Annotated in this window: 18 protein-coding genes; 7 read left to right on the top strand and 11 right to left on the bottom strand. The window is 69.5% G+C overall.

Annotated elements, in window-relative coordinates; translation table 11 throughout:
* Window positions 1-101 precede the first annotated feature (101 nt).
* Window positions 102-1,193, top strand: a complete 1,092-nt coding sequence (gene fbp, locus BVI061214_RS10025) for a fructose-1,6-bisphosphate aldolase/phosphatase (protein ID WP_053768266.1) — start codon at window positions 102-104, stop codon at window positions 1,191-1,193.
* Window positions 1,194-1,200: 7 nt separating this feature from the next.
* Here fbp and BVI061214_RS10020 read toward each other — a convergent pair whose 3' ends face one another.
* From BVI061214_RS10020 to BVI061214_RS10005, 4 genes are all read right to left on the bottom strand, one after another.
* Complete coding sequence (locus tag BVI061214_RS10020; RefSeq protein WP_053768265.1) at window positions 1,201-1,539, bottom strand: nucleotidyltransferase domain-containing protein; 339 nt, start codon at window positions 1,537-1,539, stop codon at window positions 1,201-1,203.
* Window positions 1,502-1,834: a HEPN domain-containing protein gene (locus BVI061214_RS10015; protein WP_248841757.1), complete on the bottom strand. Its 333-nt coding sequence runs from the start codon at window positions 1,832-1,834 to the stop codon at window positions 1,502-1,504. The genes BVI061214_RS10020 and BVI061214_RS10015 overlap by 38 nt, the downstream gene beginning before the upstream one ends.
* Window positions 1,835-1,906: 72 nt before the next feature.
* A complete protein-coding gene (gene cbiB, locus BVI061214_RS10010; protein ID WP_003048759.1) occupies window positions 1,907-2,761 on the bottom strand; it encodes an adenosylcobinamide-phosphate synthase CbiB in 855 nt (284 codons plus the stop codon).
* The gene (locus BVI061214_RS10005) at window positions 2,758-3,276 is read right to left on the bottom strand and encodes a histidine phosphatase family protein (protein ID WP_053768264.1); all 519 of its coding nucleotides are present in this window, start codon (window positions 3,274-3,276) and stop codon (window positions 2,758-2,760) included. The genes cbiB and BVI061214_RS10005 overlap by 4 nt, the downstream gene beginning before the upstream one ends.
* A gap of 210 nt (window positions 3,277-3,486) precedes the next feature.
* Between BVI061214_RS10005 and cobT the strand changes: the two genes are divergently transcribed.
* The 6 genes from cobT to BVI061214_RS09975 are packed head-to-tail and all read left to right on the top strand — an operon-like array spanning window position 3,487 to window position 8,012.
* The gene (gene cobT / locus BVI061214_RS10000; RefSeq protein ID WP_156303313.1) at window positions 3,487-4,476 is read left to right on the top strand and encodes a nicotinate-nucleotide--dimethylbenzimidazole phosphoribosyltransferase; all 990 of its coding nucleotides are present in this window, start codon (window positions 3,487-3,489) and stop codon (window positions 4,474-4,476) included.
* Between the two features lie 12 nt (window positions 4,477-4,488).
* Window positions 4,489-4,827, top strand: a complete 339-nt coding sequence (locus BVI061214_RS09995) for a heavy metal-binding domain-containing protein (protein ID WP_053768262.1) — start codon at window positions 4,489-4,491, stop codon at window positions 4,825-4,827.
* Window positions 4,828-4,830: 3 nt separating this feature from the next.
* Window positions 4,831-5,523, top strand: a complete 693-nt coding sequence (locus BVI061214_RS09990) for an adenosylcobinamide-GDP ribazoletransferase (protein WP_053768261.1) — start codon at window positions 4,831-4,833, stop codon at window positions 5,521-5,523.
* Window positions 5,502-6,065, top strand: coding sequence for a cob(I)yrinic acid a,c-diamide adenosyltransferase (gene cobO / locus BVI061214_RS09985; protein ID WP_053768260.1), 564 nt, complete (start codon window positions 5,502-5,504; stop codon window positions 6,063-6,065). Before BVI061214_RS09990 ends, cobO begins: the two co-directional genes overlap by 22 nt.
* Window positions 6,066-6,093: 28 nt before the next feature.
* Window positions 6,094-6,693: a protoglobin domain-containing protein gene (locus tag BVI061214_RS09980; RefSeq protein ID WP_053768259.1), complete on the top strand. Its 600-nt coding sequence runs from the start codon at window positions 6,094-6,096 to the stop codon at window positions 6,691-6,693.
* On the top strand, window positions 6,690-8,012 hold the full coding sequence (locus tag BVI061214_RS09975; RefSeq protein WP_053768258.1) for a cobyrinic acid a,c-diamide synthase CobB: 1,323 nt from the start codon (window positions 6,690-6,692) through the stop codon (window positions 8,010-8,012). Before BVI061214_RS09980 ends, BVI061214_RS09975 begins: the two co-directional genes overlap by 4 nt.
* On the opposite strand, the gene sat is transcribed toward BVI061214_RS09975, so the two are convergent.
* From sat to BVI061214_RS09940, 7 genes are read right to left on the bottom strand one after another with little or no spacing between them, the layout of a single operon-like run.
* Window positions 8,009-9,061: a sulfate adenylyltransferase gene (gene sat, locus BVI061214_RS09970; RefSeq protein ID WP_053768257.1), complete on the bottom strand. Its 1,053-nt coding sequence runs from the start codon at window positions 9,059-9,061 to the stop codon at window positions 8,009-8,011. The genes BVI061214_RS09975 and sat overlap by 4 nt on opposite strands.
* Before the next feature lies 1 nt (window position 9,062).
* A complete protein-coding gene (gene cobA, locus BVI061214_RS09965; protein ID WP_053768256.1) occupies window positions 9,063-9,779 on the bottom strand; it encodes a uroporphyrinogen-III C-methyltransferase in 717 nt (238 codons plus the stop codon).
* Window positions 9,772-10,512 (bottom strand): sulfite exporter TauE/SafE family protein, encoded by a 741-nt coding sequence (locus BVI061214_RS09960; RefSeq protein WP_053768255.1) that lies wholly within the window; start codon window positions 10,510-10,512, stop codon window positions 9,772-9,774. The genes cobA and BVI061214_RS09960 overlap by 8 nt, the downstream gene beginning before the upstream one ends.
* Window positions 10,513-11,181 (bottom strand): phosphoadenylyl-sulfate reductase, encoded by a 669-nt coding sequence (locus tag BVI061214_RS09955; protein ID WP_053768254.1) that lies wholly within the window; start codon window positions 11,179-11,181, stop codon window positions 10,513-10,515.
* The gene (locus BVI061214_RS09950; protein ID WP_003048777.1) at window positions 11,169-11,819 is read right to left on the bottom strand and encodes a precorrin-2 dehydrogenase/sirohydrochlorin ferrochelatase family protein; all 651 of its coding nucleotides are present in this window, start codon (window positions 11,817-11,819) and stop codon (window positions 11,169-11,171) included. The genes BVI061214_RS09955 and BVI061214_RS09950 overlap by 13 nt, the downstream gene beginning before the upstream one ends.
* Entirely contained in the window at window positions 11,816-12,577 is a 762-nt protein-coding gene (locus tag BVI061214_RS09945) for a uroporphyrinogen-III synthase (RefSeq protein WP_053768253.1), read from the bottom strand. Before BVI061214_RS09945 ends, BVI061214_RS09950 begins: the two co-directional genes overlap by 4 nt.
* Window positions 12,578-12,614: 37 nt before the next feature.
* Entirely contained in the window at window positions 12,615-14,342 is a 1,728-nt protein-coding gene (locus BVI061214_RS09940) for a nitrite/sulfite reductase (protein WP_053768252.1), read from the bottom strand.
* Window positions 14,343-14,605: the final 263 nt, after the last annotated feature.

The following is a 14,605-nucleotide window of genomic DNA, read 5'->3' as shown; positions in this document are numbered from 1 at the left end:
TATCCCTTAGGATTAGGGCCCAGGCTAAGGGTTGCCGCGGGTGGGACCTAGGGGCTTGCGGGGGGGCGGCCCCTTGTGGAAGCATGGAAACGGAGGGTCCTATGAGGATCACCTTGAGCGTACTCAAGGCGGATATCGGTTCCGTGGGCGGGCACACCCTGCCGAGCCCGGCGGTGCTGGCCGCGGTAAAGGAGGTGGTGGAGGAGGCCAAGGGGAGCCTTCTCCTGGACGCCTACGTCTTCCATATCGGGGATGACATCGTCCTTCTCCTTTCCCACACCCAGGGGGTGGCCCACCCCGCCATTCACGAGCTCGCTTGGAAGGCCTTTCGCGAGGGGACGGAGGTGGCGAAGCGGGAGGGGCTCTACGGCGCGGGCCAGGACCTCCTGAAGGACGCCTTCACCGGCAACCTCCACGGCCTCGGTCCCCAGGTGGCGGAGATGGAGTTTGCGGAAAGGCCTTCCGAGCCCTTCATGGTCCTGGCGGCGGACAAGACCGAGCCCGGGGCCTTCAACCTTCCCCTCTACCTGGCCTTCGCCGACCCCATGTACTCCTCGGGCCTCCTCCTTTCCCCGGAGCTTAGGCCCGGCTTCCGCTTCCGCATCATGGACCTGGCGCAAACCGAGCGGGATAGCTACATTGAGCTGGACGCTCCCGAACGGCTTTACGACATCGCCGCCCTCCTCAGGGACTCCCACCGCTTCGCCATAGCCTCCATCTGGTTGCGCAAATACGGGGAGGTGGCGGCGGTGGTGAGCACCACCCGCCTTAGGAACATCGCGGGGCGGTACGTGGGCAAGGACGACCCCGTGGCCCTGGTGCGCACCCAGAAGATCTTCCCCGCCACGGAGGAGTTTGGCCCGCCCTTTGCCCTGGCTCCCTTTGTGGCCGGGGATACCCGGGGAAGCCACCACCTGCCCCTCATGCCCGTGAAGGCCAACACCCCGGCCTCCACCTTCTTCTGCGTGCCCATGGTTTGCGCCCTAGGCTTTTCCCTCAAGGAGGGGCGGCTCACCGGCCCCGTGGACCTCTTCGCCGACCCTGTCTGGGATGCGGTGCGGGCTAAGGTGGTGGAGAAGGCCCAGGAGATGCGCCGCCAGGGCTTCTATGGCCCCGCCATGCTACCCATGGAGGAGCTGGAGTACACCGGGATCGCCGAGCGCCTGAAGGAGCTGGAGAGGGAGTTCAGCTGAGCTGGCCTCACGGCCCGGGCTCCAGAAGGGGGATGGCCCCTTCCCGCATCCGGGCCAGGACGGGCTTAAGGGCCTCCGCCTCATCTCGGGTGTAGGCGTGGAGCTCCACGGGAAGCCCAGGAAAGGCCTTCCGGGCCAGGCGGTGGAGGTCGGGCCTTGGGGCTCCCTGGTAGACCAGAAGGAGGTCCACGTCGCTTCCGGGCAGGGCCCGGCCCTGAGCCCAGGAGCCGAAGAGCCAGGCCTCCTCGAGGGGGACTTCCCGCCTCAAGGCCTCTACCCCTTGCCTAAGCCTCAGAAGCAGGTCCTCCCTAGTCCATCTGGGATAGAAGACCCTCACAGAAGGCATACACCGCCTCCCCGTGGGCCAGAAGCCTTTCCGCCTCCGGCCTCCGGTAGCGTTCAAAGGGGGCCCCTTCCGGCAGGGCGTCCGGGTAGCGGGAGGGGATGTAGGCTTTGTCCAGCTCGCTGGCGGCGTCTAGGAGGGCTTCTGGCACGGGGAAGCTTTGGGAGAGCTCTTCCAGAAGCCCCGCTACCGAGTGTCCCCAGGCCACGGCCCCCATCCGCTGGAAGACCGCCTTAACCGCCTTTTCCGCGCCCTGCTGGGCGGCGAAGGCCGCCCACTCAAAAAAGCCTTCCCTCAAAGAGAGCCTGGCCTGCTCCAGGTCCCGCCGGGCCTAGAGGAGAAAGTCCCGGCTCCGCTCCATGGCCTAAGCCTACCATCCCCTCAAAGCGGTGAGCCCTGCTAGGAGTAGTCCAGTCCCGTACCCCACCCCGCCTGCCCAGAGGAGGGCCCTGGCCACGTGCCCTGGCCCCGGAGAGGGGGCCTCGGGGTTCAGGGCGTAGGTCCCCCGCTTCCTCAGGCGCACCCCGAGCCTCAGGGCCAGGGCGGCCATGGGGAAGCCGGCGTTGGGGGAGGGGGTCTTGCGGGCCTCCCGGAGGAGCCTCCTCCAGAGCCTGGGGGGGCAGAGGAGGAGGCCGGTGAGCCGAGCCGGCAGGAGGTTCAGGAGGTCGTCGGCCCGGGCGGCGAAGGCGCCCCTGGCCCCGTGCTCGGGGTAGCCCCACATGGCGTCGGCGGTGTTGGCGTAGCGGTATAAGGCGGCCCCTCCGAGGCCCAGGAGGGCGTAGTAGAGGAGGGGGGCCAGGAGGCTGTCCGAGAGGTTCTCCGCCAGGCTTTCCAAGGCCGCCTCCCGCACCTCTTCCTGGGAGAGGCCGTCCGTCCTCCGGCTCACGATCCGGGAAAGGCGCCTTCTTCCCGCCTCGAGGCCCTCCTCCAGGGCCCGCTCCACCCAAAGGACCTCCAGGAGGAGCATCCTGAGGCTGAAGAGGGGCTTGAGGAGGAGGCCGAGGAGGACAAAGCCCAAGGCCAGGGGCCTCAGGAGGAGGTCCAGGAGGAAGGCGGGGAGGGCGAAGAGGAGGGCCCCCAGGGTCCAGTAAAAGGCCCCGGACCAGAACCCCCGCACCCGGGGCCAGGCCCACTCCAGATACCGCCCCATCCAGACCACGGGGTGGAGCCTGGGAGGGGGTTCCCCCAGGAGGGCGTCCAGGAGGAGGGCAAGGAGGAGGCTCATCCTTGGGGTAAAAGCCGGTCCAGGACCCTCCTGGGCCAGTCCACCACCAGGACGCTTCCTGGAGGGACGAGGCCGTCTTCCCCGAGGGCCCTGAGCGCGGCCCGCACCACCCCGCCGTGGGTGAAGAGGAGGGCTGGGGCCTTTAGCCCCTCCAGGAAGCGGAAAACCCTTTCTTGGAAATCTTCCAGGCTCTCCCCGCCCGGCGGGTGGAAGCCCTGGAAGCGGAGGAGGGCCTCCTTGTAGGCGGGTTCCAGGGCCTCCCAGAGGGCGCCCTCGAGGGCCCCGAAGTGGATCTCCCTCAGAGCCCAGGTGGCCTCGGGGCGGAAGCCCGCAAGCTCCGCCGTGCGGAGGGCCCGAAGGAGGTCGGAGCTATAGGCGGGGAGGGGGGGAAGGAGCCCCTTCAGGGCCCGGGCCTGGGCTTCGCCCTCCGGGGTGAGGGGGAGGTCCGTCCAGCCCAGAAGCCTTCCCTCCCGGTTCCAGAGGGTCTCGCCGTGGCGCACCAGCCAGAGCTCCACGGGGTGAGTTTAACCTTGGCGCCCAAGGCGGGAGGGTGACGGGGGTCTGGACGGGCCCCAGGCCTAAGTACCCCGCCGTGGCTCTCACCACGGCGGGGGCCCCAAAAGGGCGTACCAGAGCCTAGGGAGGGGCTTTCTATGGGGGAAAGCGACGGGTGGTTAGTTATCATGGGACCTGTGGAGGGCCGCGATCCAAAGAGCGTACTTGAGATGGCCCGGGAGCGCATGCAGCAGCTGACCAAGCCTCCCCGCTCCTTGGGCTTCCTGGAGGAAGTCGCCCTGCGCCTAGCCGCCATCCAGGGCCGGGTGAAGCCCGAGCTGGGTCGGGGGGCGGTGGTGGTGGCCGCCGCCGACCACGGGGTGGTGGCCGAGGGGGTTTCCGCCTATCCCCAGGAGGTGACCTGGCAGATGGTCCTGAACTTCCTCCGTGGGGGGGCGGCCATCAACCAGTTCGCCAAAGTGGCCGACTGCGAGGTCTACGTCTTGGACGCAGGGGTCATTGGGGATCTTCCCGATCACCCCAGGCTCCTCAAGGCCAAGGTGCGGGAGGGGAGCGCCAACCTGGCCCAGGGCCCCGCCATGACCCTGGAGGAAGCGGAAAAGGCCCTCCAGGCAGGCCGCCTGGCGGCCAGGCGGGCCCTCGAGGAGGGGGCCACGGTGCTGGCCGCGGGGGACATGGGCATCGGCAACACCACGGCGGCCGCGGCCCTGGCCGCCGCCCTCCTGGGCCTGCCTCCGGAGCGGGTGGTGGGCCGGGGGACGGGGGTGGGGGAGGAGGGCCTCTCGCGGAAGCGGGAGGCGGTGAGGCGGGCCCTCGCCCGCCTCCGCCCCGGCATGGGTCCTTTGGAGGTGGCCGCCGAGGTGGGGGGGCTGGAACTCCTGGCCATCGCTGGGGTCTACCTGGAGGGGGCGGCGTGGGGCGTCCCCCTCGTCTTGGACGGTTTTCCTGTCTCCACGGGCTTCCTCCTGGCGAGCCGCCTAGACCCCGGGGTCTTGGGCTACGCCTTCGCCGGCCACCTCTCCCGGGAGCCCGGGCACAGGGCGGTCCTCGAGGCCTTGGGCCTGAGGCCCCTTTTGGACCTGGACCTGGCCCTGGGGGAGGGGACGGGGGCGGTTTTGGCCATGCCCCTCCTCCGGGCGGCGGCCCGCATCCTCCACATGGCCACCTTCGCCGAGGCGGGGGTGAGCGGGTCCCAATAGAATGGGGTGGCCATGATCCTCACCACGAGCGGTTCGGTAGAGGGACGCCAGGTGGAGGCCTACCTGGGCATCGTCTTCGGGGAGGCCATCGTGGGGGCCAACCTCTTCCGGGACCTCTTCGCCCAGATCCGGGACATCGTGGGGGGGCGGAGCGGGGCCTACGAGGCCGAGCTCCGCCGGGCCCGGGAGCTAGCCCTGGAGGAGATGAAGGAGGAGGCCCGCCGCCTGGGGGCGGACGCCGTCATCGGGATAGACGTGGACTACGAGGTGCTGGGCGGCAACAACTCCATGCTGATGGTGACGGCAAGCGGCACCGCCGTGCGCCTCAAGCCTACGGGGCTGACCAAGTAGGCCTTGCGCCCCTTCCTGGCCGCTCTAGCCCTCCTCACCGCCCTCCCTGTGCGGGGGGTCTTCTCCCAGGAGGAGATGAGACGGGGGGTGGGGTTCTTCCCCTTGGTGGGCTACCTCCTCGGGGGGGTTTTGGCCCTGGCCTCCCTCCTGCCCCTGCCTCCGGGCCTCGAGGGGGCCCTCCTCCTCGCCCTCTGGCTGGGCCTCACCGGCTTTTTGCACCTGGACGGCCTTCTGGACTCGGCGGACGCTCTCCTTGGGGCCAAGCCCCGGGAGAGGCGCCTGGCCATCCTCAAAGACCCCCACCTGGGGGCCTTCGCCTTCGGGGTGGGGGGGCTTTACCTCCTCCTCAAGTGGCAGGCCCTGGCCCCGCCTCCTCCGCCCCTCTTCCTCCTCCTCCTGCCCGGCTTCGCCCGCTTCCTGGTCCTCCCCTTCCTGAACCTTTACCCCTTGGCCCGGGAGGGGATGGCGGCCCTGGTGCGGGGTGGGCCCCTCCTTCCCGCCTTGATCTTGGCCTTGCCCTTGCCTCTCCTCTTTCCCCTGCCCACCTTCCTAGCCGTCCTCGCCGCCTTCGCCGTGGCCCGGCTCGCCCTTTCCCGCCTTGGGGGGCTTACTGGGGACGTGCTGGGGGCCATGATCGCCCTGGCCGAGCTTGGGGGTCTGCTAGGCTACGCCCTATGGAAAGCCCTAGGCGGGTGAAGCCCTACACCAAGCCATCGGGGGAAAGGCGGGGCCTCCTCATCGTCTACACCGGGGACGGCAAGGGGAAGAGCACGGCCGCCTTCGGCCTGGCCCTAAGGGCCCACGGCCGGGGGCTTAGGGTGCGGATCTTTCAGTTCCTGAAGCACCAGGGGGCCCGCTTTGGGGAGCACCGGGCGCTGGCGAGGTTGGGCATCCCCATAGAGGGCCTGGGGGACGGGTTCACCTGGAAAAGCCGGGACCTCGAGGCCTCCGCCCAAATGGCCCGGGAGGGGTGGGCGCGGGCCAAGGAAGCCCTCCTCTCCGGGGCCTACGACCTCGTGGTCCTAGACGAGGCCACCTATCCCCTGCGCTACGGCTGGATCCTCCTAGAGGAGTTCCTCGAGGCCCTAAAGGCCCGGCCTTCCCACGTCCACGTGGTGGTGACAGGCCGGGGCGCCCCCGAGCCCCTTTTGGCGCTGGCAGACACGGTGACGGAGATGCGGAAGGTGAAGCACGCCTTTGACCTGGGGGTACCGGCCCAGAAGGGCATAGAGCACTAGGGGCCTCCTTGGAGGTATGCTTTAGGCGATGACGGATAAGAACCTGGCCCGCTTTTACACCATTGCCCAGGAGATCTGGAGCCAGCTTCCTCCTCAGGCCCGCTTCCGCCCCGTGGAGGACGGCAAGATTCTAGCTCGGCACCGCGCCTTTCTGGAGGGCCTGACCGAGGGGCTGGTCCAGGGCTTTTACGACACCCTCTTCGCCCACCCTCCCACCCGGGCCGTTTTTCGCGAGGGGGAGAGGCCTCTTCGGGAGAAGACCCTGAGGGACTGGTACCTCCGCACCTTGGCGGGGCCCTTCAACGGCCAGTACTTTGCCTGGCAGGCCCTGGTGGGCCTGGTTCACGTGCGGCGGGGGGTGACCAACGCCATGATGACCAGCATGTGGAACTGGCTCACGGAAGAGGTGGCCAGGAAGGCCCAGGAGGCCCTGCCCCCTGAGGAGGCCCGGGCCCTGGAGGGGGCTTTCCGCAGGCTCGCCTTCACCGTGGCCGCCCTTATCTCCGAGGAGTACCTGGACGCCTACCTCGAGGCCCTGGCAGAGGGCATGGGGCAGGAGCCCACCTCCTTCCGTGCCCTGGCGCAAAGGGAGGCGGAGAGGCTTCTGAGGGAGCTAAGGCCCCGGTGAACCCGCCCCGCCTCCTCCTGGCCGCCCCCCACTCGGGCGCGGGGAAGACCACGGCGGCCCTGGCCCTCCTCCTCCGCTTCCGGGAGATGGGCCTAAGGGTGCGCCCCTTTAAGGTGGGCCCAGACTACATAGACCCCACCCACCTGGAGCGGGCCGCGGGGCTGAGGCCCTACAACCTGGACGGCTTCTTCCTGGACGAGGCGGGGCTCCTGGGCCTCTTCGCCCACGGGATGAGGGGGGCGGACCTGGCCCTCATAGAAGGGGTCATGGGCCTCTTTGACGGCCGGGACCCCTGGGGGAAGGAGGGCTCCGCCGCCCAGGTGGCCCGCCTCCTGAAGGCCCCGGTGGTCCTGGTGGTGGACGCCCAGGGGATGGCGGGCTCCATCGCCCCCCTGGCCCTGGGCTTCGCCCACCACCATCCGGAGGTGCGGGTGGTGGGGGTGGTGGCCAACCGGGTGGGTTCGGAGCGGCACGCCGAGATCCTCAGAGAGGCCCTGGCCCCCTTTGGCCTGCCCCTCCTGGGCTGGCTTCCCAAAGACCCCGCCCTGGAGCTTCCCGAGCGCCACCTGGGCCTGGTCCTGGCGGGGGAGGTGGAGCCGCCCCTAGAGGCCTTGGGGCGGGCGGGGTGGTGGGACTTGGAGGCCCTCCTCCGCCTGGCCCAAGGGGCTCCGCCCCTTCCCGAGGCCCCGCCCTTTCTCCCCGAAAGGCGCCCGCCCCGGGTGCGGGTGGCCTACGCCTGGGACCGGGCCTTCCGCTTCTACTACCCCGAGGCCCTGGAGCTCCTCGAGGCCCTGGGGGCCGAGCTCCTCCCCTTTAGCCCCCTCGAGGACGAGGCCCTCCCCGAGGCCGAGGCCCTCCTCCTCGGGGGCGGCTACCCGGAGCTCTTCGCCGGGAGGCTTTCGGAAAACCGGGCCATGCGGGAGGCCATCCGCCGCTTCCCTGGCCCCATCCTGGCCGAGTGCGGGGGGTACATGTACCTCTCCCGGGGGCTTTGGGTGGAGGGGGCCTTCTTCCCCATGGTGGGCCTCGCTCCGGGGGAGGCCCGCATGGAGCGGCGGCCCGTCCTGGGCTACCGGGAGGTGGAGGCCCTCAGGGATAACCCCGTGGCCCAAAGAGGGGAGAGGTTAAAGGGCCACGAGTTCCACTACGCCCGCCTTTCCCCCTCCCCAAGCCCCGCCTGGCGCCGGGTGGGGGGAGAGGAGGTGGAGGGCTTCACGGACGGGCGGGTTCTCGCGAGCTTCGTCCACCTCTACCTGCCCGCCACCCCGGGGGCGGCGGAGCGCCTTTTGCGCTCGGCGGCAGGGGGAGAGGGAGCTTAAGCCAATCCCTTCCTAAGGATGGGAAGAAGCTCGGGTCGGACGAGCTCCGGGGGCGGAGTCTTTCCCTCACGGAGAAGGGCCCGGACCTTGGTCATGCTGATGGAAAGGCGTTTCTCCCGGTGCCCCTCGGGACAAGTCCTCTCCGAGGCGATGCCGCCGCAAAGGGAGCAGTGGAAGACCGCCCCCACCTTGACGATCTCAATCCCTAAGGGGGGAAGCCGGTCAAAGATGCGGTGGGCGGCGTAAGGGTCATAGAAGTCCCCCACCCCGGCGTGGTCCCGCCCCACCAGGAAGTGGGTGGCCCCGAAGTTCTTCCGCACCAGGGCGTGGAAGACCGCCTCCTTGGGCCCGGCGTAGCGCATGGGGGTGGCGAGGCCGAAGAGGGCCACCCGCTCCTCGGGGAGGAAGTGGCCGATCAACGCCTCGTAGGCCTCCACGATGACTCCCGTGGGGAAGTCGTCCTGTTTCTTGGCCCCGAGGATGGGGTGGACTAAGACCCCGTCCGCGAGCTCCAGGCCGAGCCTTATCAGGTACTCGTGGGCCCGGTGAGGGGCGTTGCGGGTCTGGAAGGCCACCACCCGCTTCCAGCCTCTTTCCCGGAAGAAGGCCCGCACCTCCTCCGGGGTCTTCTCCAGGGGGGTGCGCTCCCTGGCCTTGAGGACCTCCACCCGCCCCCCTAGGGCGTAGGGGCCCTTGGCGTAGAGGCGGGCCACCCCCGGGTGGGCCTCGCTCTCCGTGCCGAAGACCGCTCGGGCCAGGGCCCTCAGGTCCAGCTCATAGACCTCGGCCACCTCCAAGAGGGCCACCTCCTCCCCCCGGTGGCGGAGGAGGACCTGCTCTCCCGAGTGCACCCGAGGCCTTTCCGGGAACTGCAGCAGAATGGGTATGGTCCAGACCTCCCCCGTGGGGAGGCGCATCTCGTGGGCCACGCTGAGGGCCTCTTCCCGGGTCATGAAGCCCCTGACCGGGTGGAAGGCTCCCGTGGAGAGGTTCTCCAGGTCCAGCCTTTCGTCCTCGCCGATCTCCAGCCGCAGCAGAGATCTGTCCATGCTAAACCTCCGCCCAAGCCCTTTTGAGGATCCAGGGAGCCAAGGCTCCCACCACCTTCCCGATGGCCCAGACCGCCGGGGAGGCCACCTCTACCCGGTCCTCGGCTACCTGGCCCAGGGTGGCCAGGACCCGCTTCTCCCTCGGGGTGGAGGCCCGCTCCACGAAGAGCGTGGGCTCCTCTGGGTCCCGTCCCAGGCGCAGGAGCTCCCGGGCAATCCAGACCCGCCTCCCCACGCCCATGAGGACCACCAGGGTGGGGACCTGGGCGAAGGGGGCAAGGTCAGGGTAGCCTCCGCCTTCCAGGACCCCCGAGACCACGGCGAAGCCTTGGGCCAGGCCCCGGTGGGTCAGGGGAAGGCCCGGGGCCAGGGCGCTCGTGACCCCGGGGACGACCTCCACAGGAATGCCGTGCCTCAGGAGAAAGCACACCTCCTCCCCGCCCCGGCCGAAGACCATGGGGTCCCCCCCTTTCAGGCGCACCACCAGGGGGTAGCGGCGGGCGTAGGCCAGGAGGAGCCGGTGGATCTCGTCCTGCTTGCGGCTTTCCCCCTCCCCCTTGCCCACGTAGACCCTCTCCCCCCGGGCCAGGGCCAGGACCCTCTCGTCCACCAGGCGGTCGTAGAGGACCACGGGGGCCTCCTTGAGGAGGCGGTAGGCCTTCAGGGTCAGAAGCTCCGGGTCCCCGGGCCCCGCTCCCACCAGGTAGACCCTACCCATGGGCTCCCCCCCGGTAGACCAGCTGCCCGCCGATGAAGAGGAGCCAGAGGAGGAGGGCCACCCTCAGGGGTTCTCGGGGAAGCCTCGTGGCCAGGAGGGCCCCCGTGAGGGCCCCTAGGACGCCGCCCGAGGCCAGGGCGAGGAGGAGGCCCTCCTCCACCTGGCCGAAATAGAGGTGGACCCCACCCCCCACCAGGGCCAGGACGAGGCCGAAGAGGAGGTCGGTGCCCACCACCTTCTGCGGGGAAAGCCTGGTGGCGTAGAGGAGGAGGAGCGTTCCCAGGGCGCCTGCCCCTGCGGAGGAGAAGCCCACCTCGAGGCCGATCCCGAAGGCCGCCGGGGGAAGGAGTCCGGGCCGCTCCTCTCCCCGAAAAGACCCCTTAAGGCTCCGCCAAAGCCCAAGCCCGGCGGAAAAGACCACCGTGAGCCCCACGAGAAGGAGGACCAGGTCCTTGGCTCCCTTGAGGTGGGCGAGGAGGAGGCTTCCCAGAACCACCCCCGGCACCCCCCCGAGGAGGAGGCGGAGGAGGGGCCAGGGGGCCACCTGCCCCCGGAGGAGGTAGACGGCCCCCGCCGGGACCTTCACCAGGAAGCCGAAGAGGAGCGCCGTGCCCACGGCCACCTCCGGGGGAAGCCCCAGGGCGAGGATGAGGAGGGGCGCGGTGACCGTTCCCGCCCCCACCCCTGTAACCCCGATGGCGAAGGCGATGAGAAAGCCCAGAAGATAGGCCATCTAGCCCTCCTTTCCGTGCAGATGGATGCCGCACTCCAGCTTGCCCTTGCCCGCCCAGCGGCCCGAGCGGGGGTCGTTGGGGTCTAGGGGTTTGGCCGTGCAGGGGGCGCAGCCGATGGAGAGGTAGCCCTGGTCGTAGAGGGGAAGGTAGGGCAGGTCCTCCACGGCCAGGTAGGCGAAGACCTCCTTCAGGGTCCAGTCGTAGAGGGGACTCACCTTCCTCAGCCGATGTCCCGAGGGCAACAGGGCCTCCTCCACGGGTTGCAGGCCGGCCCGGGTGGGGGACTGCTCCCGCCTCAGGCCCGTGAACCAGGTGTCGTGGGCCTCGAGGGCTCGGAAGAGGGGCTCCACCTTGCGGATCTGGCAGCAGCGGTGGGGATCCGTCTCGTAGAGTCTTCCATAGCGGCTTTCCTGCTCCTCCCGGGAAAGCTCCGGGACCAGGTTTACCAGGCGGAAACCCAGGCGCCTTTGCATTTCGTCCCGGTAGGCGTACACCTCGGGGAAGTGGTAGCCCGTGTCTAGGAAGAGGACGGGGATGTCGGGCCTTTCCCTGAGGAGCAGGTGAAGGACCACCACGTCCTCCGCCTGGAAGCTACAGGTGAAGCAGGGGTTTTGGCTCTGGGCGAGGGTCTCTTGCACCAGGTTCTTGGCGGCCTTCACCTTGTCCACGCCTCCACCTCCGAAAGGGTTTCTTCTGCCCTTTGGATGGCCCTCGGCAGGCCCTCCTTAGGGTCTAGGTCCAGTTCCTCCAGGGCCTGGTCCACGATGCGGTACCAGAGCTCCTTTCGCGCGGAAAAGCTAGGGATTTGGGCGATCCGGGGCCGCAGGGTGCGGAGGTAGGCCACGAGCGCCCCGTAGCTTTCGGGGAAGAGCCGGGCCAGTCGCTCCTTGAGCCGCACGGCGAGGGCGGGGGCAGCCCCCGAGGTGGAGAGGGCTACCACGAGCTCCCCGCGCCTCAGGACGGCGGGGAGGATGGCGCTGGCGTTTTGTGGGTCGTCCACGGCCACCAGGAAGATCCTCCGCCGCTCCGCTTCCGCCCTGATCCAGGGGTGGATCCCCTTGTCCTCGGGGTGGCTCACCACCAGGACGTAGCCCTCGAGGTCCCCCTCCCGGTAGCCCCGGGGGATCCAGCGGATCCTCCCTTGGGCCGCCAGCTCCTTAAGGCCGAACCGGTCCTCCGGGGCCAGGACCGTGACCCGGGCTCCCGCCTCTAGGAGGGCCTGAAGCTTGGCCTTTGTCTCGGGGCCGCCCCCGATGAGGAGGACGGGGCGGTCCCTTAGGTCCAGCATCAGGGGGAAGTAGGTCATGCTACCTCCTTCTGCAGCGCCCTTTTGAAGCCTTGGAGGAGGCTTCCCAGGCGCTCGGTCTCGTCCACGTAGAAGGGCCTCACCCCCCACTCCCTTAAGGCATCGGCGGTCACCCGGCCCACGGCCAGGGCCTTGACCCGGGGGTTGAGGGCCTCCGCCAGGGCCTTGGGGTCCTTGGCCCCTTCAAAGAGGAACTCCACCTGGATGGCGGCTACGAAGGCCAGGGCGTCCACTTCCCCCCCAAGCACGGCCTCCTCCAGGCGCAGGATCCCCTCGGGGTCGGGAAGGTGGCGGTAGGGGAGAAGGGGCAGGACCCGGTAGCCCCGAGCCCGCAGGGCCCCCTCCAGGAGGGGCAGGGGTTTGCCGTAAAGCTGGAGGGCGGCCACGCCGCTGCCTTGGGGGAGGAGGGGGAGAAGGCTTTGAGAGGTGCCGTCCCCTACGGCGTGGGGCGTAAGGCCGATCTCCCGGAGGGCCCTGGCCGCCTTGGCTCCCCGGGCCAGGCGGAAGGCCTTTTCTAGGGGCTTCTTGAGGTCCAGCCCGAGGTCCTGGGCGGCCCTCAGGAGGTCCTTGATCCCCACCCCCGTGGTGGCCAAGAAGAGGTCCACGCCCCGGTCAAGCTCCCGGAGGCGGTCCTCGTACTCGGGCACGGGGACCTTCTCCGTGGCCTGGACGGGAAAGAGGAGGGGGATAAAGCCGAGCCGCTCCGCCAGGGCCTTGAACTCCTCCTTGCGCCTCAGTCCGGCGTAGGCCATGCGCATGGTGTCCTCCTCTCTGGGCTCCCAGGCTGGCCTGGGGCTAGACGGCGCACTCCCCGCGCCCAAGCCGGACGCTGAAGGCCTTCCCCTCGGCCCCCAGGTCCTGGTAGAACTCGGGGGCTTCCTCGTAGGGGGGCACCTCCTGGAGGTCCTGGAGGAGGGGCTTGAAGGAGGCGGCCCCCACCCGGTCCAGGTAGGCCGGGAAGCTCTCCCCGTTTTGCCTTTCCTCCAGGTAGCGCCGGAGGATCCGCTCCACCGCCTCGGGGACCCTGCGGGCGGGGACGCGCCCCACCACCTGGCCGAAGCGGGCCTCCCCTTCCCGGGTGCGTCCCCCCAGGAGGAGGACGTAGTGGGGCACCTCCCTTTCCCCCACCTTGCGGCTTGAGCCGTAGAAGCCGAGGTCGGCGATGTGGTGCTGGCCGCAGGAGTTGGGGCAACCGGAGATCTTGAGGCTGATGGCCTTGGCGTTGGGGTCCTGGGCCAGGGGGAGGGGAGCGAGGTGCCCCTCCAGGGCCTGGGCGAGCCCTCGGGAGTGGGTGATGGCCAGGTTGCAGGTGTCGGCTCCGGGGCAGCGGGTGATGTCCAGAAGGGTGTGGGCCCCGGGCTGGGCCAGCCCTGCCTCCAGGAGGGCCTCGTAGAGGCCCCCCAAGGCCTCCTCGGGAACGAAGCGGAGGAGGAGGTTTTGGCTGATGGCGCTCCGCACCTCGGCGGCGTAGGTCTCGGCGATGGCGGCCAAGGCCCTCAGGCCCTCCGGGGAAATGTCCCCTAGAGGGAGGCGCACGGCCACGGTGTAGAAGCCCTCCTGCTTCTGCCGGTAAAGGTTGGTGCGCCGCCAGGCGTCAAACCCGGGGGCGAAGGAGAGGGGTTTCCTGGGAGGCGAGGGGAGCCTGGGGGGTTCGGGAGGGGGAGGCGGGGCCCAGGCCTTCAGGTCCTCCCCCGTGGCCGTGAGCTTCACCAGGCGCCTTTCCTCCCGCACCGCCTCCCGGAAGGCGGCGATCCCCCACTTTTTCACCAGGAACTTGAGGCGGGCCTGGGTGAGGACCTGGCGGTTGCCGTGGCGGTCAAAGAGGCGGATGACGGCCAGCATGGTGGGCAGGAGGTCCTCCTCGGGAGTGAAGGCCTCCAAGAGCTCTGCGCTCATGGGGGCGGCCCCCAGGCCCCCGCCCACGTAGATGCGGAAGCCCCTCCTGCCCCCTTCCACCGCCGCTACCACCCCGATGTCGTGGATGGGGGTGCGGGCGTGGTCCGTGGCGCACCCCTCAAAGGCGACCTTGAACTTCCGGGGCAGGTTCTGCCCCACGGGGTGGCGGAGGAAGTAGCGGTAGGCGGCCAGGGCGTAGGGGGTCACGTCAAAGGGCTCCTCTGGGGAGACTCCGGCGTAGGGGCAGCAGGTGATGGCCCGGATGGAGTGGCCGCAGGCCTCCCTTGTGGTGAGGCCCACGGCGTTCACCGCCCGGAGCACCTTGGGCACGTCCCGGCGGTGCACGTGGTGGAGCTGGACCGCCTGGCGGGTGGTCACGTGGGCCAGGCGGTTTTCCGTGTAGCGCTCCGCCACGTCCGCAAGGACCCTCAAGGCCTCGGGGGTTACCAGCCCCACCGGGAGCTTGATGCGGACCATGTGGTGCTCGGGGCGGCCCCGGATGCCGTAAATGCCATTCTTGAGCCGGTAGATCCGGAAGTCCTCCGGGTCCTCCTCGCCGGCCTCGAGGCGGGCCAGCATGGCCTCGAGGTGGGCGATCTCCCGCTCTACCGCTTCCGATAGCCCCATCTACGGCCTCCTTTCCCCGCCCAAGGCGGGTTGGCGGCTATGATATACCAATGAGTCTGTGAATGTCAAGGGTATAGGGGCTTGCCTTGCAAAGGTCGGGATAATGGGCGTATATTCCCGCCCCGATGGGCAAGCGAGGCTTCCTTCGCAGGGAGGCAAGCCCCAAGGAGGTGCTGGAACACTGCCTGCGCCTGGCCCGGGAGGTGGCTCCACCCACCCCCAAGGGCCAGCGGGGCCGCCCCTGGCGCTACGACCCCGGCCTT

Origin of the sequence: Thermus aquaticus, from assembly GCF_001280255.1 — a bacterium.
Taxonomy (GTDB): Bacteria; Deinococcota; Deinococci; order Deinococcales; family Thermaceae; genus Thermus; species Thermus aquaticus.
This window is presented reverse-complemented; position numbering and strand designations above follow the sequence as displayed.